Below are 22,209 nucleotides of genomic sequence, written 5' to 3' on the forward strand. Positions count from 1 at the left end.
AAGAACGGATGCGGCTCACTGCTTGCCGACCGCGGTCAGATAGCTTTTGAGGAGTGGCTTGGCGGCGGGCACCGCGTCCTCGAAGGCGGTCCAGCTCGGCTTGCCCTTGGCGGCCATGGCGTCGCGCACGGCCGCGGGCGGCGTGTAGATCTCCATGCCCTTCGCCTTGAGGGTCTCGAAGTTCTTGCTGTCTTCCGCTTTTGCCGCGTCCCAGAACACGGGTTCGAGTCGTGCGACGACCTCTTCGATAGCCTTCTGGTTTTTCGCACTGAGCTTGTTCCAGGCGTCGAGATTGACCGACACGCCTTCGAAGTTCGATTGCCAGTTGACGACGTTGCACGCCTTTTGGAAGTCCCAGAACTGGCCATCCACGGCAGACGATGTCGATGTCGACACGCTATTGATGACGCCCGTCGACAGCGCGGGCACGACTTCACCCCAGGGAATCTGCGCCGGCGATGCGCCAAGGCTGCGGAAGAAGTCGCTGCCGTTGCGGTCGGTCGTGCGGATCTTCATGGTCCTGAAGGTGTCCGAGTTCGACAGTTCGACTTTGGAAAAGACGTTCTGGCCGGGCCAGGGAATGGTGAGCAGCAGCTTCTGATTGAACTTCTTGAATTCGGCGTCGTAGTAGGGCTTCGAGACGGAGCGGAAGGTCTTCATCTCATCGAAACCGGATACGAGATACGGTACCGACGATGCCCCGAGAATCGGCGAGATGCCGACTTGCTGCGCGAACTGAAACGACCCGATGGGCACGAGTCCATCGCGAATCACGCTCAACATTTCCGGGCCCTTGAAACCGAGTTGCCCGCCCGCGTGAATGTTGATCTTCACTTCGTTGTTGGTGGCGGCGGCCACTTCAGCCGCGAACTTTTCGTCCAGTTTCGTCTGGTAATTGCCCGGCGCATTCGCGGTGGCGAAATCCCAATCGACGGCAAACGCAGGAGTTTGCAGCGTGAATGCGGCGCTCAGCGCGAAGAAAGCACCTAGTCTTTTCAGTCCGTTCATTTGAACCCTCTGCGAAGTGAATGCGGTCGCGGCGTGGGTAGCCGCGTGTTCTCAATCCGCGTTCAGATTAGATTCGCAGGGGGAGGGCTGCCAGTTCAAAAAAAAAATGACATGTTGAATGAAATTCAACGGGGACTTGCGGCTTCCTTGGCTACGACATTCAGACGTTCCCGATGATCGCCACGCGCTGTCCCGCCTTCACGGGCGTGCCAGGTGCCACATGAACATCGGCGACGATGCCCGCGCAGGGCGCGCACACGGCGATCTCCATCTTCATCGATTCGATCACGAACATCACGTCGCCTGCCGCAATGCGCTCGCCCGCCTTCACGCGCACCTGCCAGAGATTGCCCGCGATCTCGCTGTCCACCGCGGTCTGACCGTCTTCGAGCGGCACGGTCTCGCCTTCGGTTACAACCGGAGGCTCGAAGCTCTCCTGTGCTTGTCCCGCTTCACGCCAACGCTCGCGTTCCGCTTGAAACGCGGCTTGCTGACGGGCGCGGAATGCATCGATACCAGCCGCCTCGCGTTTCAGAAACGCCTCGTAGTCGGAGAGAGACAGCTCTGTCTCCTCGATCTTGAGCGGATAACGTCCAAGCGGAAAATGCTCGCGAATATGCAGCAGTTCATCGGCCGGGACTTCGTAGAAGCGGATCTGATCGAAGAAGCGCAAGAGATACGGACGGCCCGCGAAATCGGCAATCGCGCGATAACGGTTCCACATCTGCAACGTGCGCCCGACGAACTGATAGCCGCCCGGACCTTCCATGCCATAGACGCAAAGATACGCGCCGCCGATGCCAACGGAGTTCTCCGCGGTCCACGTACGCGCCGGGTTGTACTTGGTCGTCACCAGCCGATGGCGTGGATCGAGCGGCGTTGCAACTGGCGCGCCGAGATAGACATCGCCCAAGCCCATCACGAGATAGCTTGCGTCGAAGACGATGCGCTTGACGTCATCGATCGATTCGAGGTCGTTGATACGCCGGATGAACTCGAGATTGCTCGGGCACCACGGCGCATCCGGCCGCACGGTGGTCATGTACTTGTCGATGGCCAGGCGGCAAGCGGGATCGTCCCATGACAAAGGCAAATGCACGATGCGCGAAGGCGCGCGCAAGTCCTTTTGCAACAACACGCGTTGCCACGTCTGCGCGACCGTATCGAGCAACGTTGCAAGCGGCAGGCGCTCAGGCTGATAGTGAACCTGCAGCGAGCGGATGCCGGGCGTTAGATCGATCACGCCGGGCAACTCGAGCGCTTCGAGCGATTGCATCAGCGCATGGCCACGAAAGCGCAGGACGAGGTCCAGTTCCGTGGGGCCGAGTTCGAGCAGCAAGTGCGTATCGCCCGACACACGCGCAACCAGCCGGTCGTGATTCGCGCCGATGTCCAGCACGATGGGCGATGTCAACGCGCGTCTTTCATCAGCGCTTGCAGGCAGTGCTTCAAGCGGCTCAAGCGTCTTCAATTCGACGAGACGCGCCCGTGCCGCCGCGCGCGCCTCATCGATCCGCACAGGCACGAAACGCACCTTGTCGCCCGCCTTCAACTGCCCGATCTGCCACAGGTCCGCTTCGATGATCGTCACGGGACACACGAAGCCGCCGAGGCTCGGGCCATCGGGACCAAGAATCACAGGCATGTCGCCAGTGAAGTCGATCGCGCCGACCGCATACGGATTGTCGTGAATGTTCGACGGATGCAGTCCCGCTTCGCCCCCGTCCTCGCGCGTCCATTCGGGTTTCGGTCCGATCAGGCGCACGCCGGTACGGCTCGAATTGAAGTGAATTTCCCATTCGGTGTCAAGAAAGGTCTCGATGTATTGCGGACTGAAGTACTCCGGCGCGCCATGCGGACCATAGATCACGCGCAGTGTGCGAACCGGGTCGAGCGCGGGCGTGAACGAAAGGCGCACGCCATGTGCGCGATCCATCGAGGGATGCAGATGCAGTACATCGCCCGCGCGCAACGCACGTCCGCCGTGGCCGCCGAACTGACCCAGCGTGAACGTGCTGCGGCTGCCGAGGTACTGCGCGACATCGAAGCCGCCACGCACGCACAAATAGGCGCGTGCGCCCGCTCCACGAATGGCACCAAGTGCAAGTGTCGCGCCTGACGGAATGAAGAGCGTCGTGTGCATCGGCTGCTCGATGCCATCGACGGTCACGCTCAACGCCGCGCCCGTGATAGCGACCACCGCGTCCGTATTGAAGCGCAACGTGGGACCGCTCATCGTGATTTCGAGCGCGGACGCATCCGGCGAATTGTCGAGAAGCCGGTTCCCAAGGCGTAACGCTCGATCATCCATTGGGCCCGAGGGCGGAATGCCAACCGCCCAAAATCCGAGTCTGCCGGGAAAGTCCTGAACCGTGGTCTGCGTGCCGCCGCTCACGATCTCGACGGTGCTCGCGCGATACTTGAGCCCTTCGAGACAACGCGTCCACGGCTCGCCCGAAGCGAACGGCGTGTCGTCGATGATCTGCCGCAGATACACGCGATTGGTCTCCACGCCGTAGATGCGCGTGGCGTCGAGTGCTTCGGCGAGCGCGTGGCGCGCGGCTTCGCGTGTCGGTTTCCACGCGATCAGCTTCGCGAGCATCGGATCGAAATAGGGCGGCACTTCGCAGCCGGCTTCGATCCATGTGTCGATGCGCAGCGCGCTACCATCCGCTTCGGGAAACGCGATCTCGGTCAGCAAGCCAGGACTCGGCTTGAAATCGCGGCCAGGATCTTCTGCATAGAGCCGCGCCTGTATAGCGTGACCAACGGGCTTCAACGCGGCGCCGAGTTCGTCGAGCGGCGCAAGCGTGCCTGCCGCGAGTTCGATCATCCACTGAACGAGATCGATGCCCCAGACTTGCTCGGTCACGCCGTGTTCGACCTGCAGCCGCGTGTTCACTTCGAGAAAATAAAACTGCGCGGCACCGCTGTCGTATACGAATTCGACCGTCCCAGCCGAACGATAAGCCACCGCTCTGGCAAGCCGCAACGCCGCTTCGCACAATGCCTCTGCCATGCCATCGGGCAACGAAGGCGCGGGCGTTTCTTCCAGCACTTTCTGGTTACGCCGCTGCACCGAGCAATCGCGTACACCGAGTGCAAGCGCGTTGCCGCGGCCATCGCCGAAAATCTGCACTTCGAGATGCCGCGCGCGTTCGATGTACTTCTCGATGAACACGCCCGCATCGCTGAAGTTGTTTTGCCCGAGGCGCTTCACCACGTCGAACTGCGCGGCGAGTTCATCGGCAGTCCAGCACACACGCATGCCGATACCGCCGCCGCCCGCCGTGCTTTTCAACATCACCGGATAGCCAATGCGCCCAGCCGCCTGCAACGCGGCTTCGGCGTCTTCGAGAAGGCCGGTGCCTTCGAGCATCGGCACGCCTTGCTCGGCCGCAATGGCGCGAGCCGTATGCTTGAGCCCGAAGGCGCGCAATTGCGCGGGCGTCGGTCCTATGAACGCGATACCGGCTGCTTCGCACGCCTCCCCGAATAGCGCGTTTTCCGAGAGAAAGCCGTAGCCGGGATGGATGGCCTGCACGTTTTCGCGGCGCGCGATCTCGAGGATCTTCGCGACATCCAGATACGTCGATGAAGCCGCGCCCTGACCGAGCGAATGCGCGATGGGCGCTTCGCTGACGTGGCGGCTCGCGAGATCGGCTTCGCTATAGACCGCGACGCCTGCTATATCGAGCGAACGCAAGGTACGAAGGATGCGGCACGCAATGGCACCGCGATTGGCAATCAGGACTTTGTCGAACATGACAGGGGCGGATGCGTCGGCGGGTCGTCCCGTCGATTGAAAGATGCACGCCGGGGTCGTCCCCGGCAGCGTCCTCAGACTTTCGTTTGATGAGACTTTAGCGAGTCGCGCGAACAGGCGCCGAGTCGTCCCGCGCGAATCATCATCACGAGATAGAACCATTCACGCAGGCGGTTCATTCGCATCATTCCCATATCAGTAACTCCGCGGGTGTCGGGTTGTAGGCGTTGCAGGGGTTGTTCAACTGCGGGCAATTGGAGATGAGCACGATGACGTTCATCTCCGCGCGCAGTTCGACGTATTTGCCGGGCGCGGAGATGCCGTCTTCGAACGTGAGTCCGCCATCGGCTGTCACCGGCACGTTCATGAAGAAGTTGATGTTCGGACTCAGGTCGCGTTTGGAAAGCCGTCCGTCGTGCGCGCAGGCGCGTAGGAAGTTGTCGCGGCAGCTATGCATGTAGCGCTTTTCGAGCGCATAACGAACGGTATTGCTCTCCTGAGCGCATGCGCCGCCAAGCGTGTCGTGACGGCCGCATGTATCGGCAACGATGGTCAGCATCGGGTTGCCGAGGTTCGAATACAGCACGGTTCCCGTCGTCAGATAGAGGCTCTTCTGGCGGCGCAGGGTGCGTTGCGGATCGAAACGTTCGCGCGGGTTGTCGAGGCTGTAGAAGAGCGTATCGACAGCCTGATTGCCTTCCATATCGCGAATGCGCAGCGTCTGTCCGGCCTTCAGTTCCTTGAGCCACGGCTCGCCGGCGCCGAGCGTCTCGCGGTGGATCGCATCTTCTGCACGGCGGTCGCTGGCGGTGAGGTAGGTCGTCATGTTTGTCGGTCTCCGCTCAAAGATAAAAGCGCTCGGTGTTGATGAAGCCACGCACGTTTTCCTCGCACGATGTGCGGCAGAGTTCAGCCACTTCTCGATCCGCATTTGCCAACGAGAGCTTCACGGGTTGCGGCGCATAGTTCGCGTTCGGATCGAGCGGATGCTGAATTGCGGTGAGCACGACGAGCGTGTTCATCGGCGCATAGAGCTCGACGTAATCGCCGGGCTTCGAATTGCCGCTGACGAAGGTAAGCGCCCCCTGGTCCGTCACGTCGACGCGGCTGAAGAGATTCAGCGTCATCAAGAGATCGGAGAGGCCGAGATTCCATTTGCCCATCTCGACGAGCAGGTTGTCCACGCCATTGCGATAAAAGCCGTTACGCAGTTCCTGATAGCGTCCCCCGCCATACTTCTCATGCACTTCCCCGGCATTCGATACCCCGCCGATGCTGTCATGCCACCCGCATGTATCCGCGACGATAGCGGCAAGCACGCGGCCCATGTCGGAGTAGAGGCAATGGCCCGCGCTTAGTTTGGCCGTGTGCTGGCACTTGAGCGTATCGGGCAGATTCAAGCGTTCGCTTTTTTCGGCGGCGTTAAACATCATGATGCTGACGTTCGCGCCGCCATCCATATCGGTCAGGCGCAACGACTGTCCCCGCTTGACGATCAGCGACGCATGTCCGCCGCCGGGAACGGTTTCTTCGAGTAGCAAGTCCATCTTCCTGGGTTCCTTTAAGCAGGTATCGCTTCCGCACGCGCGGCGCCTTCGACGGCCGCCCGTGCAACGTGGATCGACGAAGCCGAGTCGCGGCTATGGTCGAGCGGAATGTTGTAGGTGATACGCGCGCCATACGCGCCGGGCGCTTGCGGATCGACACGTACCTTGTCGAAGACGAGCACGCGGCTGCCGAGCGTGAAGCCTTCTTTCAGGTCGTGCGTGACCATGAAGATGGTCAGGCCCGACTCGCGCCAGAGCTTGAGCAGCAGTTCGTGCATGTCGCGGCGGATGCCCGGATCGAGCGCGCCGAAGGGTTCGTCGAGCAGCAAGATGCGCGGCTTCATCATGAGCGCCTGCGCAATGGCAAGACGCTGCTGCATGCCGCCTGAAAGCTGATGCGGATACTTGTCGAGCGCGGCGGCAAGACCGACGCGTTCGAGCATCGTCACGGCTTCGTCGCGTGCAGCCTGTCGACGCGCGCCGAAAAGGCGGCCCATGAGCCTCGACTCGCGCAACTCGTGACCGAGCATCACGTTGCGCACCACGCTCAAATGCTCGAACACCGAATAGCGCTGAAACACCACACCGCGATGCGCGTCCGGTTCACCTGGCAGCGGTTCGCTATCGAGCAGGATCTCGCCGCGTGTCGCGCGTTCCTGACCGAGCAGAAGGCGCAGAAACGTGGACTTGCCGCAGCCCGACGCACCGACCATCGAACAGAATTCGCCTTTTCCAATCTTGAGATTCAGGCGTTCGAGCACGACCTGGTTGCCGTACTCTTTCCACACGTTGCGGACTTCGATCATCTTGCGCCTCCGCCGTACCAGGGAAACGCCCACAGCGTGATACGGCGCAGGCTCTCGTCGATAAGCCACGCGAGCAGCGTGATCCACGCGACGTAAGGCAGGATCACGTCCATCGCGAGATAGCGGCGCACGAGAAAGATGCGGTAGCCGAGGCCGTCGACGGATGCGATCGCTTCCGCCGCGATGAGAAAGAGCCACGCCGAACAGAGCGCGAGACGCAGTGCGACAAGCAGGCGCGGCATGAGTTGCGGCAGGATCATGCGCAGCATCAGCGTCCAGCTCGTGGCGCCGAGCGTCTGCGCCTTGACCCACAACTCGTCGGGAATCTCGCGTGCGCGCTGCTGAAGATCGCGGATCATCATGGGCGTAATGCCGATCACGATCAGCACGACCTTCGACAACTCGTCGAGGCCGAACACGATGAAGAGAATGGGCAGCACCGCGAGCGGCGGGATCATCGAGACGACAGTGATGAAGGGCGAGAGGGTTGCGGTGACGAGCGGAATGCTGCCCGTCACGATGCCCGCGATGAGCGCGATCACCGCACTCACCACAAGCCCGATGCCAAGGCGCTTAAGGCTTGCGAGCGTATCGGTCCAAAGCAGATATTGGCCCGTGCGCTTGTCTTCGGTGAAGGCGAACTGAGTGATCGCCTCGCTCATCTGGCTCGCGCTTGGCAGCACCTTGTCGCCGGGATTGTCCCTGAGCCGTAGCGACGAACTGGTGAAGTACACCGCCAACAGCACGATGAACGGCATCAAGAGCAGCAGCATGGCGCCGCTCTTGCTCGGGTGTCGGTTGATGAGTCGCATCGCGCAGCCTCCGGTTCGCAGGCGTTAAAGCTTGCCGTCGGCGGCCATGCGCACGTAGGTCGGATCGAAGCGCAGCTTGACGTTGCTCTTGCTGCCGACCACGACGCCCTTGTCGAACGCCATGCCGATTGCGTCCGCGCTCGGCGCGCCTTGACCGAGCAGACCGTGATCGAACGAGAACTTCGCGACGCGCGTCATGGTGCGCGGCAGTTCGGGACTCGTCGCGAAGTCGAGCGCGGACTTAGGCGTGTAGAAGAGCGCGGTGGTCGAGAGCTGGCCCTTGAAGCCCGGCAGATCGGTGCCGGATGCCTTCGCCATCGCGTTGAGGGCGGCGGTGCTGTCGGCGCTGTTGGCGCGCATCAGCGACATCATCTCGAACCATGCGCCCGTCAGTGCCTTGCCGAGTGCGGGGTTCTCTTGCAGCGTCTTCGTGTTGACGACCATCATGTCCATGATCTCGCCGGGAATCTTGCTCGAATCGAAGACTTCGGTCACATCGGGCTTGGCCTTCAGGTCGGCGAGCATGGGATTCCAGGTGACGGCCTGCTTCACGGCGGGTGTCGCAAACGCGGCCGAGATATCGGCATCCGATGTGTTCACCACCTTGAGATCGCGCTCGCTCATGCCGGCGGATTCGAGCGCGCGGGCAAGCAGATAGTGCGATACGGAAAACTGCACGAGGTTGATCTGCTGACCCTTGATGTCGGCGATCTTCTTGCCAGTGCCCTTTACGAGCACGCCGTCGTTGCCGTTGGAATAGTCGCTGACGATAAGCGCGGTCGAGTCCACGCCGCCCGCGGCGGGAATCGTCAGTGCGTCCATGTTGGTCATGGCGCAGCCGTCGAACTTGCCGGCCGTGTACTGATTGATCGACTCGACGTAGTCGTTGAGCTGCACGACATCGACATTGATGCCGTACTTCTTGGCCCACTTGGAAACGATGCCTTGAGTTTTCGCTTCGCCCCACGGCATCCAGCCCGCATAGATGGTCCAGCAGACCTTGAAGTCCTGACGACCGGCGGCGAACGAGGGAGAAGCGGTGGAAGCAAACGCGGCGAGAGAGAGGGCGGCGATGCCGATGAAACGGGATAGCTTGCGCATGAGGTTGACCTCGAAGGGGTTATCGACGGCGGGGAGCGGCGCGACTCTCGATCGCGTTCTCTCCCGGGCTTTTATCCCGCCGTGTAACCTCGCGCAGAACCTTGAGGTCGACAACTCTCGGACCAGCATCGCGCGTATGGATCGTCCCTCATGGACGCTACGCGGATCGGAACCCTAGTTATCTATTGCAAATTGTTGGTGCTAAACCGGATGAAGCGCCGGCTCCTTGCTGTAGCAATAAGCGATAAGCGTGCCATCGCAAATGAGCGCATGTTTCATGGGTTCAGCCATGCGTGTGCACCAAATCCGGATGATCGGCGCACCATCGAAGCGCTCGTGCGACGTTTCGGGGAAAGGCCGCACGACGGCTCATGCGTATCAACCGCGATCGCCGTAGCGTGCGAGACGCGAGCGCAAGGCATCGATCTGATCGAGCAGATCGAGTGCAAGCGCCACGCCTTGCGCGTTCAGTTCGAGATCGCTGGTCAGTCGTTGCGCGGTCATGGCGCGGCGCAACGACGTGCCGCTGAAGCGCCATTCCTCGATTCGCGCACCTCGCGGCTCGAATGCGCCTTCTTGCACCCAAAGCGCGAGCTGATCTTCCGAAGCGCCCGTGATGCGACATAGTTCGATCATCGTGAACTCGACGTGCTCCTCGACGATATCGCCCTGCAGATAAACCGGCTCGTTTTCATTCATGATGGTTCACCCATAAAAGTGCGCGCGCGGATCGAAGTCGAACGCATCGCGCATGGCGTAATAGGCAGCCTTCCTGGCGTCGGTATCGGCGGGAGGCAGCACGATGCCGAGCATGACGTAGACATCGCCGGGCGGATTGCCGGGAATGCCTCGACCGCGCAACCTCAAACGTCGTCCGGCGGCAGACCCGGCCGGAACGGTCACGGTCACATCGCCGGATGGCGTCGGCACGACCACCTCTGCGCCAAGCGCGGCTTCCCAAGGCGCAAGCGGCAATTCGACGGTGACGTCGCGGCCGTCGACGGTATAACGCTTGTGCTTGTCGACCGTCACTTCCAGATAAAGGTCGCCTGGCGGCGCATTGCCCGAACCGGCGCCTCCCTGACCCGCGAGGCGCAGGCGCTGGCCGTCGAGAATGCCCTTCGGTATCGTCACATCGAGCGTGCGCGTTTGATACGTCACGCGTCCTTCATCGCCGATGACGGGCATTTGTAGCCTGAAGGTGCGCTGCGCGCCGGTGTAGGTATCTTCCAGGCTGACCGCGACGCTTGCATGATGATCCTCGCCCGGCCACTCGGGCATGCGCGACCGTGTCCCATGCCGCGCGCGTGCGCCGCCGTGCATGCCGCTGCGTGCGCCGAACAGGTCGCTGAAGAAGTCGTCGGCGTCTTGCTGACTTTCGCCACCGCGATACTCGAAGCCATCGCCGACATCGGGACGCGGACGGATCTCGTCGCCATCTTTGAGCCCGGTGCCGAGGGCATCGAACGCGGCGCGCTTCTCCGGGTCCTTGAGTACCTGATATGCCTCGCCCACTTCCTTGAAGCGCGCTTCGGCGTCCGCGTCCTTGTTGAGGTCGGGATGAAACTTGCGCGCGAGTTTTCTGTGAGCGGTCTTGATTTCCGCTTCGCTCGCCGTGCGCGGAACGCCCATGACCGCGTAGTAGTCTTTGTATTTCATGGTTAGCCCGGATGGTCGATCATTGGTCCCGGTTCGCCGACGCGACGCGTAGTCGCGACGCCGATGCGTCCCGTTAATATACAAGCATGTTTGCTGGAGCGTGTCATGGGTGAACGATTCGAGCGCGCAGAAGCGGCTCGACGAATGGCCGCACGCTCGTTTCGAAGCACATGCACGGGCGTCCCTCGGACGAAGAGGACGCACCGGCGCTTCACGTATCGGTAAGGCACGCTTGGAGCCTTGTTCTCGCACCTTCCCTGAAGGCTCCATCGCCCGCACCTTGTATTTGTTCGTCCGCACAGGGCTAAAGCATTTGCACTTGTGCGTCGTAAACCAGGAATCGCCTGATCGGCTCCATCAAGCACGAGGCTTGGTCGACTCGTCCACCACGTCCACCGAAAGCCTGGTTTTGCAATGCCCATGTCCCATCATTCCACCCAGGGTTCAGTCGACCGCGCACGGTCGGAGACTCGATCCGCGCAGAACCAGGGCTTCCTGTCGTTCTTCCTGAAAACTCAGGCACGTAGCGCAACTTTTTCCTCTGCCTGCGTCGTGCAGCACATGCTCGGTGCGGTGGGCGCGTTCGCGCTCGTTTATTGGCCACTCGCGTCCGTGTCGAACGTTGCGGCGTCGTGCGTCGGCGTCTTTGCCGGCGGCGTCGTGCTGACGATCGGTCTTGGTCGTGCACGCCGCGCCGCCGGGCGCGAGAATGCCACCCGCGCGCTCGCACGGGCGCTGTTGGACGCGAACCGCGAATGCCTGAAGCTGCTGGACGAAGAAGGGCGCATGTTGCGCATCTCCGAGCATGGCGCGCAGTTGATGCAGGCGAGCGGCCCGGAACAGCTTGCCGGCGCCGACTGGCTGAGCTTCTGGTCGAACGATGACGCCATCGCCGCTCGCAGCGCATTCGCCGCCGCGCTGCAAGGCGCGCGCACGTCTTTCACTGGCGCGTGCCCGACGACGACAGGCGAGCCGAAGGTATGGCAGTCGCGATTGATCCCTATCGAAAACGGTAGGGGTGGCGTCTACGGCATTTTGTGCGCGTCGCTCGATGTCACTCAGGAAGCCGACCTCGCCGCCGATCTGCGCGCGAAAGACGCGCTGATGACCGAGATGGAAGCGCACGCCGGTCTCTGCTTCTACTCGTATAGCGCGGATTTCAGCCACTTCCATCGGTTGAGCGAAGGCTGCGCGTCCCTGTTCGGCGTGGACGCGCCGACGCTGCTGGAACGTCCGCAAGCGTGGATGGATGTCGTGCTGCCCGAAGACCGTCCGCAAGTCGAAGCCGCGATGCGCCGCATCGTCGACACCGCGATTGGCGGGCGCGTGCAATACCGCATCAAGCGGCCCGGCGGCGGCGTGCGTTGGGTGCAAAGCACGGGTTATCCCGTGCGCGATGCGGCGGGCGGCGTGGCGCGCATCATCGGCATCAGCGAGGACATCACTGCGGAGCAGGAGCGTGTCGCGGAACTGGACCGGCTGGCTTTCTCGGATTCGCTGACAGGGCTCGCGAATCGCGTTGCGCTTTTGCGGGCCATCGAGGAACGCTGCCGCGAGGACAACGTGTTCGCGCTGATGTTCATCGATCTGGACCGCTTCAAGGTGCTCAACGACACGCTCGGCCATACGGCAGCCGACCGTCTGCTCAAGTCGCTGAGCGAAGTGATTCAGGCGGCGCTCCCGGCCGATGCCTTTCTTGCGCGACTCGGCGGCGACGAGTTTGCCGTGCTGATCGACGAGGCACGCGACAAGGAACGGCTTGCGAGCATCGCGCGAATCATTCTCGGCGTGCTCGCACAAACAGGCGATGCGCCTCGCGCCGGCGCGTTCGTCACCGCGTCGATCGGCATTTCAGTGTTCCCCGAGAACGGCGCCGATCACGAGACCTTGCTCACGAGTGCGGACATTGCGATGTATGCCGCGAAGAAGGCCGGGCGCAACGGCTTTCGCTTCGCCGACAAGGACGCAAGCAAGCGTATCGTCGACTTCAACCTGGAGCGCGACCTGCCCGCCGCGCTCGCCAACGACCAGTTCGTGCTGCACTATCAGGCGATTCACGAGCCGCATTCGCTCGCGGTCCGCAGTGTCGAGGCGCTCATCCGTTGGAGTCATCCAACGCGCGGTGTCGTCTCGCCGGGCGTGTTCATTCCGATTCTGGAAGAGAGCGGCTTCATCATCGAGGTCGGCGCGTGGGTCATGGAAGACGCGCTTCGGCAGCTTGCGCACTGGCGCAGAAACGGTGCGAGCGCGCTCAGCGTCTCCGTGAACGTGTCGGCGCGGCAGTTGCGCGATACGGCTATCGTCGATGTCGTGGATAACGCTTTGCGCCGGCACGGACTGCCGCCGTCGAGCCTGCAAGTGGAACTGACCGAGAGTGCGTTGATGGAGAATGCAGAGCTCGCGCAACGCACGCTCTGTGCGTTGAAGGAACTCGGCGTGCGCATCGCCATCGATGACTTCGGCACGGGCTATTCGAGTCTGCGTTACCTCGCGGATTTCGCGCCGGATACGCTCAAGATCGACCGTTCGTTTGTCGCTCGCCTGGAAAGCGATGCCGCGACGCACGGCATCGTGTGCGGCATCATCCAGATGTCGCATGCGCTCGGCGTGAGCGTCACGGCGGAAGGTGTCGAGCGCGCAACGCAACTGGACATGCTGCGGCAAGCGCAGTGCGACTTCGTGCAAGGTTACTTGCTGAGCCGGCCGGTCGCGCCGGAACTCGTCGTGGGACTTTCGACGCTCGCGCCCGAGCCGAGCTGTGTCGTTGCAGCGGGCGCCGTGACGTAACGGCGGCCGTCATACCTACATCCTCATTACAGTTTCCCTGCTTCACGCCGATAAGAAGGTGGACAAGCTTGCAACAGGCGTCGATAAGCATCGCGCCTCGTCTCCACCTACGACCACTCTGGAAGCAAAACGAATGAAGAGCCTGACAATCCGGGCGCGGCTCGCGCTCACCATGATTTTTCTTGGCGTGCTGCTCAGCTTGTCCGTGGGAATCGGTCTATACGGCATGGCGACCATCAAGGCGTCCGCAAGAGACGTGAGTCTGAGCACGTTACCCTCCGTCAACGCGCTGGGTGTCTCGGATGTGTACCTGAACCGCGCACGCGTGCTGCTCGACCGCTTTGCGCTCGACCGCGAAGGCACCGGAGGGGAAGACTTGCGCGCTCGCGCCGAGAAAGCGTTGGCCGATTCGGACGAGTGGTACAAGAAGTACGATGTCATCCCGCGTGGCGCGGACGAAGACGTCCTCGCGAAGGACGTGGTCGAAGGCCGCGCTCAAATGCGCAAGGCAGTCGAAGCTTTTGGCGCCGCCATCGAGAAACGCGATCAGGCCGAGATCATTCGCTATGCACAGAAAGACGTGCCCGATGCCTACAATCGCACGAGCGATGCCTTCAAGAAGCTGAAGGAATTCCAACTCATCGACGCAGCCCGCCAGGACGAGGAAAACGACAGCAGCTACGCAACCGTGCGTACCGTTGGCTTCATCTCGCTCGTCGTGGGTATTGCGGGCGCGGCTTTCGGTTGGTACTTCCTGCGTCGCGCGATCATGTCGCCGCTCGCCGATGCACTCGAGCATTTCGAGCACATCGCGGCAGGCGATCTGACACGCACGGTCACGATCAAGACCCACGATGAGATGGGCCAGTTGCTCTCCGGCGTCGCCGCCATGAAGGAGAAGCTCGCGGCAACCGTCGGCTCCGTCCGCACGAGCAGCGAGGCCATTGCGAGCGCCAGCAAGCAGATTGCAGCGGGCAACACCGATCTTTCATCGCGTACCGAACAGCAGGCCGCTTCGCTGCAGGAAACGGCCGCGAGCATGGAAGAACTCACCGCGACGGTCAAGCAGAACTCCGAGAACGCGATGCAGGCAAGCGGCCTCGCCGACAACGCGAACGCCGTCGCCAACGAAGGCAGCGCTATCGTCGGTCAGGTCGTCGAGACCATGGCGGGCATCGAACAGAGTTCAGCCAAGATCGCGGAGATCATCGGCATGATCGAAGGCATTGCGTTCCAGACCAACATCCTTGCGTTGAACGCCGCGGTCGAAGCCGCTCGCGCTGGCGAGCAGGGTCGCGGCTTCGCCGTCGTCGCAAGCGAAGTGCGCAGCCTCGCGCAGCGTTCGTCGAGTGCCGCGAAGGAGATCAAGGAGTTGATCGAGACGTCGGGCGGCCGCGTGCAGGCGGGCACGGAACTCGTTGCCCGCGCGGGAGGAACCATGCAAAAGGTCGGCACGGCGATACAACGCGTGACGGACATCATGGGCGAGATCGCGTCGGCATCGCATGAACAGACGCGCGGTATCGAGCAAGTGAACCAGGCCATCTCGCAGATGGACGAGGTCACGCAGCAGAACGCGGCACTCGTCGAAGAAGCGGCGGCAGCCGCTGGGTCGCTGGAAGATCAGGCCGAGCAATTGCGCACGACCGTCGCCGTGTTTCGCACGGGACAGACTGTCGTTGCCGCGACCCGTGCGAACGCATCGCCGGTGCGCCGTCCTGCGCCCGCGTCGATCGTGAAGGCCGTCAAGGCTGCCGCGCCGAAGAGGCGCGAAGAACCCGCGGTTGCAGCCGGCGACGGCGACTGGGCCACGTTCTAAGCGATGAAACAGGGCGCTCGCGCTAAACGTTCGCGACGCCCTGCGTGTTCACGTACACCGAATAGATCGACTGCGACGCCGCCATGAAGAGACGGTTGCGCTTCGGTCCGCCGAAGCAAAGATTGGCGCATCGCTCGGGCAGGGCGATGCGTCCGATCGGCTTGCCGGCAGGCGAAAGAATCATCACGCCGTCGAGTTCGTCGCTGCCCATGCCCCAGCCGCACCACAAGTTGCCGTCGACATCGACGCGTATGCCGTCCACCGTTCCCACGCCCGCGTCGTAAAACACGCGTCCCCGGCCGATACCGCGCCCGTCCTCCGACACGTCGTACACGTGGATGAGCTTGTTCGGCACGCCGCGCGATTCGGTCACGTAAAGCAGCTTCTCGTCGGCCGAAAAACACAGACCGTTCGGTCCTTTCAGATCCGCCGTGACGAGGCTCGCTTCGAGCGTCTTTGCGTCGATGCGATAGATGGAATGCGGCAGTTCCGGCTCGGCCTTGTTGCCTTCATAGTGGCCCCAGATGCCCATGGGCGGATCGGTGAACCAGATCGAACCGTCGGACTTGACGACGACATCGTTAGGCGAATTGAGCGGCTTGCCATCGAACGAATCCATCAGCACGGTTATGCGGCCGTCGTATTCCGTGCGCGTGATGCGGCGCCCATGTTCACACGTGATGAGTCGTCCTTGCCGGTCACGCGTGTTGCCATTCGCATGGTTCGATGCAGCGCGATACACACTCACCGCCCCCGTTTCCTCCTCCCAGCGCAGCATGCGGTTACTCGGGATATCGCTGAACAAGAGGAAGCGGCCATCGCCGAACCAGACCGGACCTTCCGTGAACCGAAAGCCCGTTGCAAGCCGCTCGACCGCGGAGAACGCAACGCGATAGCGGTCGAAGGATGGATCGAGCGAAATCACGCGCGGGTCGGGATAGCGTTCGGTCTGTTGCCACATGAAATGTCTCCTTGTTATCAGCGTCGGCGCGGCGGCGGTCCCGGCGCTCCCGGTGTCTCAGCCCGCAGATTAGCGCGCCGGACTAAAAAATTTCTTGCTTCTCAAGCAAACCATAGCAAATCCCCGATCCGTATGATTGGCGCAGCGAGTGGTCCATCCAGTACTTCATGAAGCGGTCCATCAGGCGCGTACTCGCGGCGCATAACTTATACGAAACCCATGATCGAGCAGTCCGAAAAGCGCGTCGCCGGCCCGGTGATCCGTCTTCATTCCAATGACAACGTCGTGATTGCCCGCACGGATGTAGCGATGGGCACGCGCGTGGATGCCGAAGACTTCGTGAGCCGAAGCCAGGTCACGGCAGGCTACAAGATCGCCGCCCGCGCCATCCGGCAAGGCGAGCCGATCCGCAAATACAACGTGGTGATCGGTTTCGCCGCCGCCGATATCGCACCGGGCACGCTGGTTCACGGACACAACGTCGAGTTCCGCGACTTCGATCGCGACTACGCCTATGGCGAGGACTATCGCGCGGTCGAGCAGTTGCCTGTCGCGAAGCGCGCGACGTTTCAGGGCATCGTGCGCGCGGATGGCAGCGTGGCGACGCGCAATTACATCGGCATTCTCTCCACCGTGAATTGCTCGGCCACGGTCGTGCACAAGATCGCGGAATGGTTCACGCCCGAGCGTCTTGCGGATTACCCGAACGTGGATGGCGTGGTGGCGTTCAGCCATTCGATCGGCTGCGGCATGGAGATGAGCGGCGAGCCCATGCAACTGCTGCGCCGCACGATGGCCGGCTACGCGCGCCACGCGAATCTCGCGGCGGCACTTATCGTCGGACTCGGTTGCGAACGCAATCAGTTGCAAGGCCTGCTCGATCAGGAGCATTTGAGCGCAAGTTCGCGACTGCATACCTTCACGATGCAGGAAACCGGCGGCACGCGCAAAACCATCGAGGCGGGCATTGAAGCTGTGAAGGCGTTGCTGCCCCGCGCCAACGACGTCACGCGCAGCACGGTCGATGCGAGCCATCTGAAGATCGGCCTGCAATGCGGCGGTTCGGACGGCTTTTCCTCGATCAGCGCGAATCCCGCGCTCGGCGCCGCAATAGACATTCTCGTGCGCCACGGGGGCACCGCCATCCTGTCGGAAACGCCCGAGGTGTATGGCGTCGAACATACGCTGACGCGCCGCGCCGTGAGCCGCGCGGTGGGCGAGAAACTCGTGGATCGCATCCGCTGGTGGAAGGAAGAATATTCGGTCGGTCGCGATGTGCAGATCAACGGCAAGGTGAGTCCGGGCAATCAGGTCGGCGGCCTCGCCAACATCTTCGAGAAATCGATCGGTTCGTCGATGAAAGGCGGCACCACGCCGCTCATGGAGGTGTATCGCTACGCCGAGCCCGTGACGCAAAACGGCCTCGTTTTCATGGATACGCCGGGCTTCGATCCGGTCTCCGCGACCGGACAGATCGCGGGTGGCGCGAACCTCATCGCGTTCACGACAGGGCGAGGTTCCATGTTCGGCGCGAAGCCCGTGCCATCGATCAAGCTCGCCACCAACACGCCGATGTATCGCCGTCTCACCGAGGACATGGACCTGAATTGCGGCGCCATTCTCGATGGCGAAGCGAGCATCGAAAGCATGGGGCAGGTCATCTTCGAAGCGCTGCTCGCCACCGCTTCGGGCGAGCGCAGCAAGAGCGAACTGCTCGGCCTCGGCGATCACGAATTCGTGCCGTGGCAGATCGGCATCATGAGTTGAGAGTGAGGATTTAGACGCGACAGCATCGGCAAGGCAGGACCTTCGCGGCCGAGGGCTTCATGGCCGCTCCATAACTAAAGCAGTCAAGGAGACATATGAAGACCGGCAAATACCGCTATGTGGTCGCGGGCCTGCTATTCACGGCAGGCGCGATCAACTACATGGATCGCGCGGCGCTCGGCATCGTCGCGCCCATCGTTGGCAAGACGCTCGATCTTTCGCCCTCGCAACTCGGCATCATCTTCAGCAGCTTCTTCATCGGCTATTCCATCTTCTCCTTTCTCGGCGGCTATTTCTCCGACAAGTGGGGCACCGTGCGCGTGTTCACTTACGCCATGGGCATCTGGTCGCTGTTCTGCGGACTCACAGCGGCCGCGACGGGATTCGTCTCGCTGCTCGTATGCCGCGTGTTCTTCGGCATTGGCGAAGGGCCGATGAGCTCCAATACGAATCGCACGATCTCGAACTGGTTTCCGCGTCACGAGACCTCGACGATGATCGGTTTCACGTTCTCCGGACAGACACTCGGCAATGCCATTGCGGGACCGGTGGTCGGTCTGATCGCGTATGCGTTCGACTGGCGCACGTCGTTCATCGTGATCGCCGTGCTCGGCTTTCTGTGGCTCGTGGTGTGGCGCATTTTCGTGACCGACAAGCCCGCGCAAAACGCGCGCGTGCGCGATGACGAACGTCGCATGATCGACGAGAGCCGTTCCATTGCCGAAGCCGCGAACGTGGAGGACGACGGCATGACGCTCGGCGCGTATTTGCGCCGCCCAAGCACGCTCGCGCTCGGCGCGGGTCTCTTCGCCGTGAACTACACACAGTACGTGTTCATCTCGTGGTTGCCGAGTTATCTGACCAACGTGATGCATCTCGACCTCAAGCAGATGAGCATCATCACGTCCATTCCGTGGATTTGCGGCGCCATTGGTTACTTTGGCGGCGGGCTGGTAGGCGACTGGATTTATCGTCGCATGGACGATCCCGTGAAGGCGCGCAAGCTCGTCGCGACGATTCCCCTCGCGCTGTCCGGTGTCGCCGTGCTGTGCATCACGTCGGCCACTTCGCTCGTGGCGGCGGTCGCGCTCATCGCGGCGGCGCTCCTGTTCCTCACCGGTTCGTGCCAGGCCATCTGGGCAATTCAGCACGAGATTCTGCCGCTGCATCGGCAGGGCGGCGTGGGTGGCTTCATCCACTTCTTGAGCAACCTGTCGGGCATCATCGGACCGGCGCTGACAGGGGTTCTCATCCAATACTTCGGCGGCTATCACAGCGCGTTCTTGTTCGGCGCGCTGATCGACTTCACCGGCGTCATCGCCATGGTGCTTTTCGTGCATAACCGTCGCGCATCCGAACTCGGCATCGCAAGCCAATCCTTGCGATAAACACGGAGAGACAACGCATGAAACGGGTTTTGATCACGGGCGCGGCCGGACTCATCGGCCGCGTGCTACGCGCCGGATTCGCGGGCCATTACGCGCTACGCCTTGCGGACATCGCGCCGCAAGCGAGCGCGGGGGAGCATGAGGAGATCGTCACTGCCGACATCACGCGTCCCGAGCGCTTGCGCGAGATCATGCAGGGCGTCGATGTGGTCGTGCATCTCGCGGGCATTCCCGACGAGGACACCTGGCAGAAGATTCGCGACATGAACATCGACGGCTGCTACAACGTCTTCGAGGCGGCGCGCGAGGCGGGCGTGAAACGCGTGGTGTTCGCGAGTTCGAATCATGCGGTGGGCTTTCATCGGCGCGACAGGATGATCGACGACACGGTCATGGTTCGTCCCGACAGCCGCTATGGTGTGTCGAAGGCGTTCGGCGAAGCGCTCGGGCGTTTGTATGCCGACAAGTACGGCATGTCGGTGGCGTGTTTGCGCATCGGTTCGTTTCGTCCCGACGACAAGCCGACCGAGCCGCGCCACCTTTATTCGTGGATCAGCCATCGCGACATGGTGCAATTGACGCGTCGCGCTATCGATGCGCCGGACTATCACTTCGTCATCGTATATGGCGTGTCCGACAATGCGCACAATCGCTGGAGCAATGCGAATGCGCGTGCGCTCGGCTATCGACCGCAGGACGATGCGCAGACGCATGCGCTACAAATCTCCTCATCGAGCGAAGCGGAAGACGCGACCGAGGCGCTGTTTCATGGCGGCTTCGGTTGTCTTCGCGAGTTCGAGGGAGACACGCAGCGCATCGATTGATACGTGCAGGCACATTCGAATAAAACAGGAGACAGCCTTGTCGAAGTTGAATTGCAAGCGTCGCGAGACGCTGAAAGCGCTGAGTGCGCTCGTTGCATCAGCGGGTGGTTTGGCATTGAGCGGTTGCGCAGAAACGCGAGTACAGAGTGACGCGCAGCAAGTGAAATGGTCCACCGGCACCGAGCGCACGAAGCTCGTGATGCCGCCCGATGCGACCGACTGCCATCATCACATCTACGATCATCGCTATCCGTGGGCACCCGAAGCGACGCTCAAGCCCGGCGATGCAACCGTCGACGATTATCGGCAACTGCAAAAGCGCATCGGCACGACGCGCAATGTCATCATCCAGCCGTCGAGTTATGGCGTCGATAACCGTCTGCTCGTCGAATCCATCGCGCGTTTCAACGGACGCGCACGCGGCATCGCGGTCGTCAATACGAGCGTGACTCAGACGGAACTCGAAGCCTTGAATCGCGCTGGCGTACGCGGTATCCGCTTCAATCTCGCGCCACCGGGAACGACCACGCTCGATATGGTGAAGCCGCTTGCGGCTCGTATTGCGCCAATGGGGTGGCATGTGCAGGTGAACGCACCCGCTGCGTTTTTGATGCAGGCGCGAAGCACGTGGTACGACTTGCCGTGTCCGGTCGTATTCGATCATCTTGCGCACGTGCCGGAACCCGATGCCGTGCATCAGGCTTCTTTTCAGATGGTCTCCGAGTTGCTGACGAGCGGGAAGGCGTACGTGAAGCTGATCGGCTTTTACAACGAGACGCAGGTCGGGCCGCCTTCGTATGCGGATAGCGTCGCGCTCGCGGCGGGCTTTGCTCGGGTCGCGCCGGAGCGCGTGCTGTGGGGAAGCGACTGGCCGCATCCGACGGAGCAGCCGTTGAACCGCATTCCCGATGATGCCTTGCTCGCGGACCTTTTCGCCAACGTCGTGCCGGATGAAGCGACGCGCAAGCGCATTCTCGTCGATACGCCCGCCACGCTGTATCAGTTCTAATCATTCGATATGGACAGGCGTCAATGCCCGTCCTGTCGTGAAGAACGAGACGACGTTGTCGGCGGTGAGTTTGGCCATTGCAAGCCGCGTCTCATGCGTCGCGCTGCCGATATGCGGGCTCAGCACGACATTGTCCAACTGTCGCAAAGGCGAATCGTTGAGCGGTTCGTGCTCGAAGACATCGAGCGCGGCGCCCGCGAGCGCCTGGCGTTCCAGCGCTGCAATCAGCGCCGCTTCATCCACGACGGAACCGCGCGCAATGTTCACGAGCATGCCCTTGGACCCAAGCGCGTCGAGCACGGTAGCATCGATCAGATGACGCGTCGCGCTGCCGCCCGGACAACTCGCGATCAGAATGTCCGACCAGCGCGCAAGCTGAACGGGCGTCTCGAACCATTCGAACGGCAGCGCCTGACGCGTGCGCCCGAAGTACGCGATCTCGACATGGAACGGCGCGAGTCTTCGCGCGATCTCCTTGCCGACGCGCCCCATGCCGACAATCCCGACGCGCTTGCCCGCCAGGTTCGAGCCGAGCGGCAGTACGCCGTTCGACCACGCGCCATCGCGTACGAAGCGGTCGGCGCGCGGCAGTTGCCTTAGCATCGCGAGCACGAGTCCTATCGTCAGTTCGGCGACGGCCGCGTTGAGCAGATCGGGCGTGTTGGTCACGACGATGCCGCGTTCGCGCGCAAACTCGACCGGAATGCGGTCGAAGCCGACGCCGCTCGTCGCAATGATGCGCAGCGCGGGTAATCGTTCGATGAGCGCGATGTCGATGTCGTAGTTGGACCGTGTGACGATAGCGCCGATGCGCGCGCGGAGCGCGTCGTCAGCGCCGATCTCGGCGAGCGTGTGTAGAGCGAGGCGCTCTTTCAGCAAGGCCTCGGCAATGGCAGGAAACTCGCCTATCCGCAAAACGGGTGGCACATTCGTGTCGTTGGCGGTCATCGTCGAA

At 62.1% G+C, this 22,209-nt stretch carries 17 protein-coding genes and 1 riboswitch; of the genes, 6 read left to right on the top strand and 11 right to left on the bottom strand.

Annotation, left to right across the window (positions count from 1 at the left end; translation table 11 throughout):
• Positions 1-15: 15 nt before the first annotated feature.
• The 9 genes from NCR98_RS25720 to NCR98_RS25760 all read right to left on the bottom strand — a co-directional run bounded on the left by NCR98_RS25720 (position 16) and on the right by NCR98_RS25760 (position 10,699).
• The gene (locus NCR98_RS25720) at positions 16-1,008 is read right to left on the bottom strand and encodes a TRAP transporter substrate-binding protein (RefSeq protein ID WP_250511095.1); all 993 of its coding nucleotides are present in this window, start codon (positions 1,006-1,008) and stop codon (positions 16-18) included.
• A 160-nt stretch (positions 1,009-1,168) separates the two neighbouring features.
• A complete protein-coding gene (uca, locus tag NCR98_RS25725; RefSeq protein WP_250527708.1) occupies positions 1,169-4,774 on the bottom strand; it encodes an urea carboxylase in 3,606 nt (1,201 codons plus the stop codon).
• 184 nt (positions 4,775-4,958) lie between these two features.
• A complete protein-coding gene (locus NCR98_RS25730; protein WP_244830645.1) occupies positions 4,959-5,600 on the bottom strand; it encodes an urea amidolyase associated protein UAAP2 in 642 nt (213 codons plus the stop codon).
• Between the two features lie 16 nt (positions 5,601-5,616).
• Positions 5,617-6,321 (bottom strand): urea amidolyase associated protein UAAP1, encoded by a 705-nt coding sequence (locus NCR98_RS25735; RefSeq protein WP_250527709.1) that lies wholly within the window; start codon positions 6,319-6,321, stop codon positions 5,617-5,619.
• A 14-nt stretch (positions 6,322-6,335) separates the two neighbouring features.
• Positions 6,336-7,127 (bottom strand): ABC transporter ATP-binding protein, encoded by a 792-nt coding sequence (locus NCR98_RS25740; RefSeq protein ID WP_250527710.1) that lies wholly within the window; start codon positions 7,125-7,127, stop codon positions 6,336-6,338.
• Positions 7,124-7,939: an ABC transporter permease gene (locus NCR98_RS25745; RefSeq protein ID WP_250527711.1), complete on the bottom strand. Its 816-nt coding sequence runs from the start codon at positions 7,937-7,939 to the stop codon at positions 7,124-7,126. Before NCR98_RS25745 ends, NCR98_RS25740 begins: the two co-directional genes overlap by 4 nt.
• A 24-nt stretch (positions 7,940-7,963) precedes the next feature.
• Positions 7,964-9,040 (bottom strand): putative urea ABC transporter substrate-binding protein, encoded by a 1,077-nt coding sequence (locus NCR98_RS25750; protein ID WP_250494624.1) that lies wholly within the window; start codon positions 9,038-9,040, stop codon positions 7,964-7,966.
• Between the two features lie 58 nt (positions 9,041-9,098).
• Positions 9,099-9,229: riboswitch (guanidine-I (ykkC/yxkD leader) on the bottom strand.
• A gap of 189 nt (positions 9,230-9,418) precedes the next feature.
• A complete protein-coding gene (locus NCR98_RS25755) occupies positions 9,419-9,739 on the bottom strand; it encodes a chaperone modulator CbpM (protein ID WP_250469456.1) in 321 nt (106 codons plus the stop codon).
• Between the two features lie 6 nt (positions 9,740-9,745).
• Complete coding sequence (locus NCR98_RS25760; protein ID WP_250527712.1) at positions 9,746-10,699, bottom strand: DnaJ C-terminal domain-containing protein; 954 nt, start codon at positions 10,697-10,699, stop codon at positions 9,746-9,748.
• A gap of 420 nt (positions 10,700-11,119) precedes the next feature.
• On the opposite strand from NCR98_RS25760, the gene NCR98_RS25765 reads away from it, so the two are divergent.
• Positions 11,120-13,486 (top strand): sensor domain-containing protein, encoded by a 2,367-nt coding sequence (locus tag NCR98_RS25765; protein WP_250527713.1) that lies wholly within the window; start codon positions 11,120-11,122, stop codon positions 13,484-13,486.
• Positions 13,487-13,619: 133 nt separating this feature from the next.
• On the top strand, positions 13,620-15,305 hold the full coding sequence (locus tag NCR98_RS25770) for a methyl-accepting chemotaxis protein (RefSeq protein WP_250527714.1): 1,686 nt from the start codon (positions 13,620-13,622) through the stop codon (positions 15,303-15,305).
• Between the two features lie 22 nt (positions 15,306-15,327).
• Here the strand turns inward: NCR98_RS25770 and NCR98_RS25775 are convergent, their stop codons facing one another.
• On the bottom strand, positions 15,328-16,266 hold the full coding sequence (locus NCR98_RS25775) for an SMP-30/gluconolactonase/LRE family protein (protein ID WP_250494628.1): 939 nt from the start codon (positions 16,264-16,266) through the stop codon (positions 15,328-15,330).
• Positions 16,267-16,485: 219 nt separating this feature from the next.
• Between NCR98_RS25775 and NCR98_RS25780 the strand changes: the two genes are divergently transcribed.
• From NCR98_RS25780 to NCR98_RS25795, 4 genes are all read left to right on the top strand, one after another.
• Entirely contained in the window at positions 16,486-18,033 is a 1,548-nt protein-coding gene (locus NCR98_RS25780) for a UxaA family hydrolase (protein ID WP_250527715.1), read from the top strand.
• A 95-nt stretch (positions 18,034-18,128) separates the two neighbouring features.
• Positions 18,129-19,421 carry an MFS transporter gene (locus NCR98_RS25785; protein WP_244830629.1) on the top strand — a complete coding sequence of 431 codons (1,293 nt, stop codon included), beginning with the start codon at positions 18,129-18,131 and terminating at the stop codon, positions 19,419-19,421.
• Positions 19,422-19,438: 17 nt separating this feature from the next.
• Positions 19,439-20,245: an NAD-dependent epimerase/dehydratase family protein gene (locus NCR98_RS25790; RefSeq protein WP_250527716.1), complete on the top strand. Its 807-nt coding sequence runs from the start codon at positions 19,439-19,441 to the stop codon at positions 20,243-20,245.
• A 37-nt stretch (positions 20,246-20,282) separates the two neighbouring features.
• Complete coding sequence (locus NCR98_RS25795; RefSeq protein ID WP_250527717.1) at positions 20,283-21,254, top strand: amidohydrolase family protein; 972 nt, start codon at positions 20,283-20,285, stop codon at positions 21,252-21,254.
• Here NCR98_RS25795 and NCR98_RS25800 read toward each other — a convergent pair whose 3' ends face one another.
• On the bottom strand, positions 21,255-22,202 hold the full coding sequence (locus NCR98_RS25800) for a 2-hydroxyacid dehydrogenase (protein WP_250527718.1): 948 nt from the start codon (positions 22,200-22,202) through the stop codon (positions 21,255-21,257).
• Positions 22,203-22,209 lie beyond the last annotated feature (7 nt).

It is taken from the genome of Caballeronia sp. GAWG2-1 (assembly GCF_023631405.1).
Lineage (GTDB): Bacteria > Pseudomonadota > Gammaproteobacteria > Burkholderiales > Burkholderiaceae > Caballeronia.

Bases quoted from the DNA above. Each gene is read 5' to 3' on its own strand.
- NCR98_RS25775 (WP_250494628.1), bottom strand. From the start codon at position 16,266: ATGTGGCAACAGACCGAACGCTATCCCGACCCGCGCGTGATTTCGCTC.
- NCR98_RS25785 (WP_244830629.1), top strand. From the start codon at position 18,129: ATGAAGACCGGCAAATACCGCTATGTGGTCGCGGGCCTGCTATTCACG.
- NCR98_RS25790 (WP_250527716.1), top strand. From the start codon at position 19,439: ATGAAACGGGTTTTGATCACGGGCGCGGCCGGACTCATCGGCCGCGTG.
- NCR98_RS25755 (WP_250469456.1), bottom strand. From the start codon at position 9,739: ATGAATGAAAACGAGCCGGTTTATCTGCAGGGCGATATCGTCGAGGAG.
- NCR98_RS25720 (WP_250511095.1), bottom strand. From the start codon at position 1,008: ATGAACGGACTGAAAAGACTAGGTGCTTTCTTCGCGCTGAGCGCCGCA.
- NCR98_RS25765 (WP_250527713.1), top strand. From the start codon at position 11,120: ATGTCCCATCATTCCACCCAGGGTTCAGTCGACCGCGCACGGTCGGAG.
- NCR98_RS25745 (WP_250527711.1), bottom strand. From the start codon at position 7,939: ATGCGACTCATCAACCGACACCCGAGCAAGAGCGGCGCCATGCTGCTG.
- uca (WP_250527708.1), bottom strand. From the start codon at position 4,774: ATGTTCGACAAAGTCCTGATTGCCAATCGCGGTGCCATTGCGTGCCGC.
- NCR98_RS25740 (WP_250527710.1), bottom strand. From the start codon at position 7,127: ATGATCGAAGTCCGCAACGTGTGGAAAGAGTACGGCAACCAGGTCGTG.
- NCR98_RS25735 (WP_250527709.1), bottom strand. From the start codon at position 6,321: ATGGACTTGCTACTCGAAGAAACCGTTCCCGGCGGCGGACATGCGTCG.
- NCR98_RS25800 (WP_250527718.1), bottom strand. From the start codon at position 22,202: ATGACCGCCAACGACACGAATGTGCCACCCGTTTTGCGGATAGGCGAG.
- NCR98_RS25770 (WP_250527714.1), top strand. From the start codon at position 13,620: ATGAAGAGCCTGACAATCCGGGCGCGGCTCGCGCTCACCATGATTTTT.
- NCR98_RS25760 (WP_250527712.1), bottom strand. From the start codon at position 10,699: ATGAAATACAAAGACTACTACGCGGTCATGGGCGTTCCGCGCACGGCG.
- NCR98_RS25730 (WP_244830645.1), bottom strand. From the start codon at position 5,600: ATGACGACCTACCTCACCGCCAGCGACCGCCGTGCAGAAGATGCGATC.
- NCR98_RS25750 (WP_250494624.1), bottom strand. From the start codon at position 9,040: ATGCGCAAGCTATCCCGTTTCATCGGCATCGCCGCCCTCTCTCTCGCC.
- NCR98_RS25780 (WP_250527715.1), top strand. From the start codon at position 16,486: ATGATCGAGCAGTCCGAAAAGCGCGTCGCCGGCCCGGTGATCCGTCTT.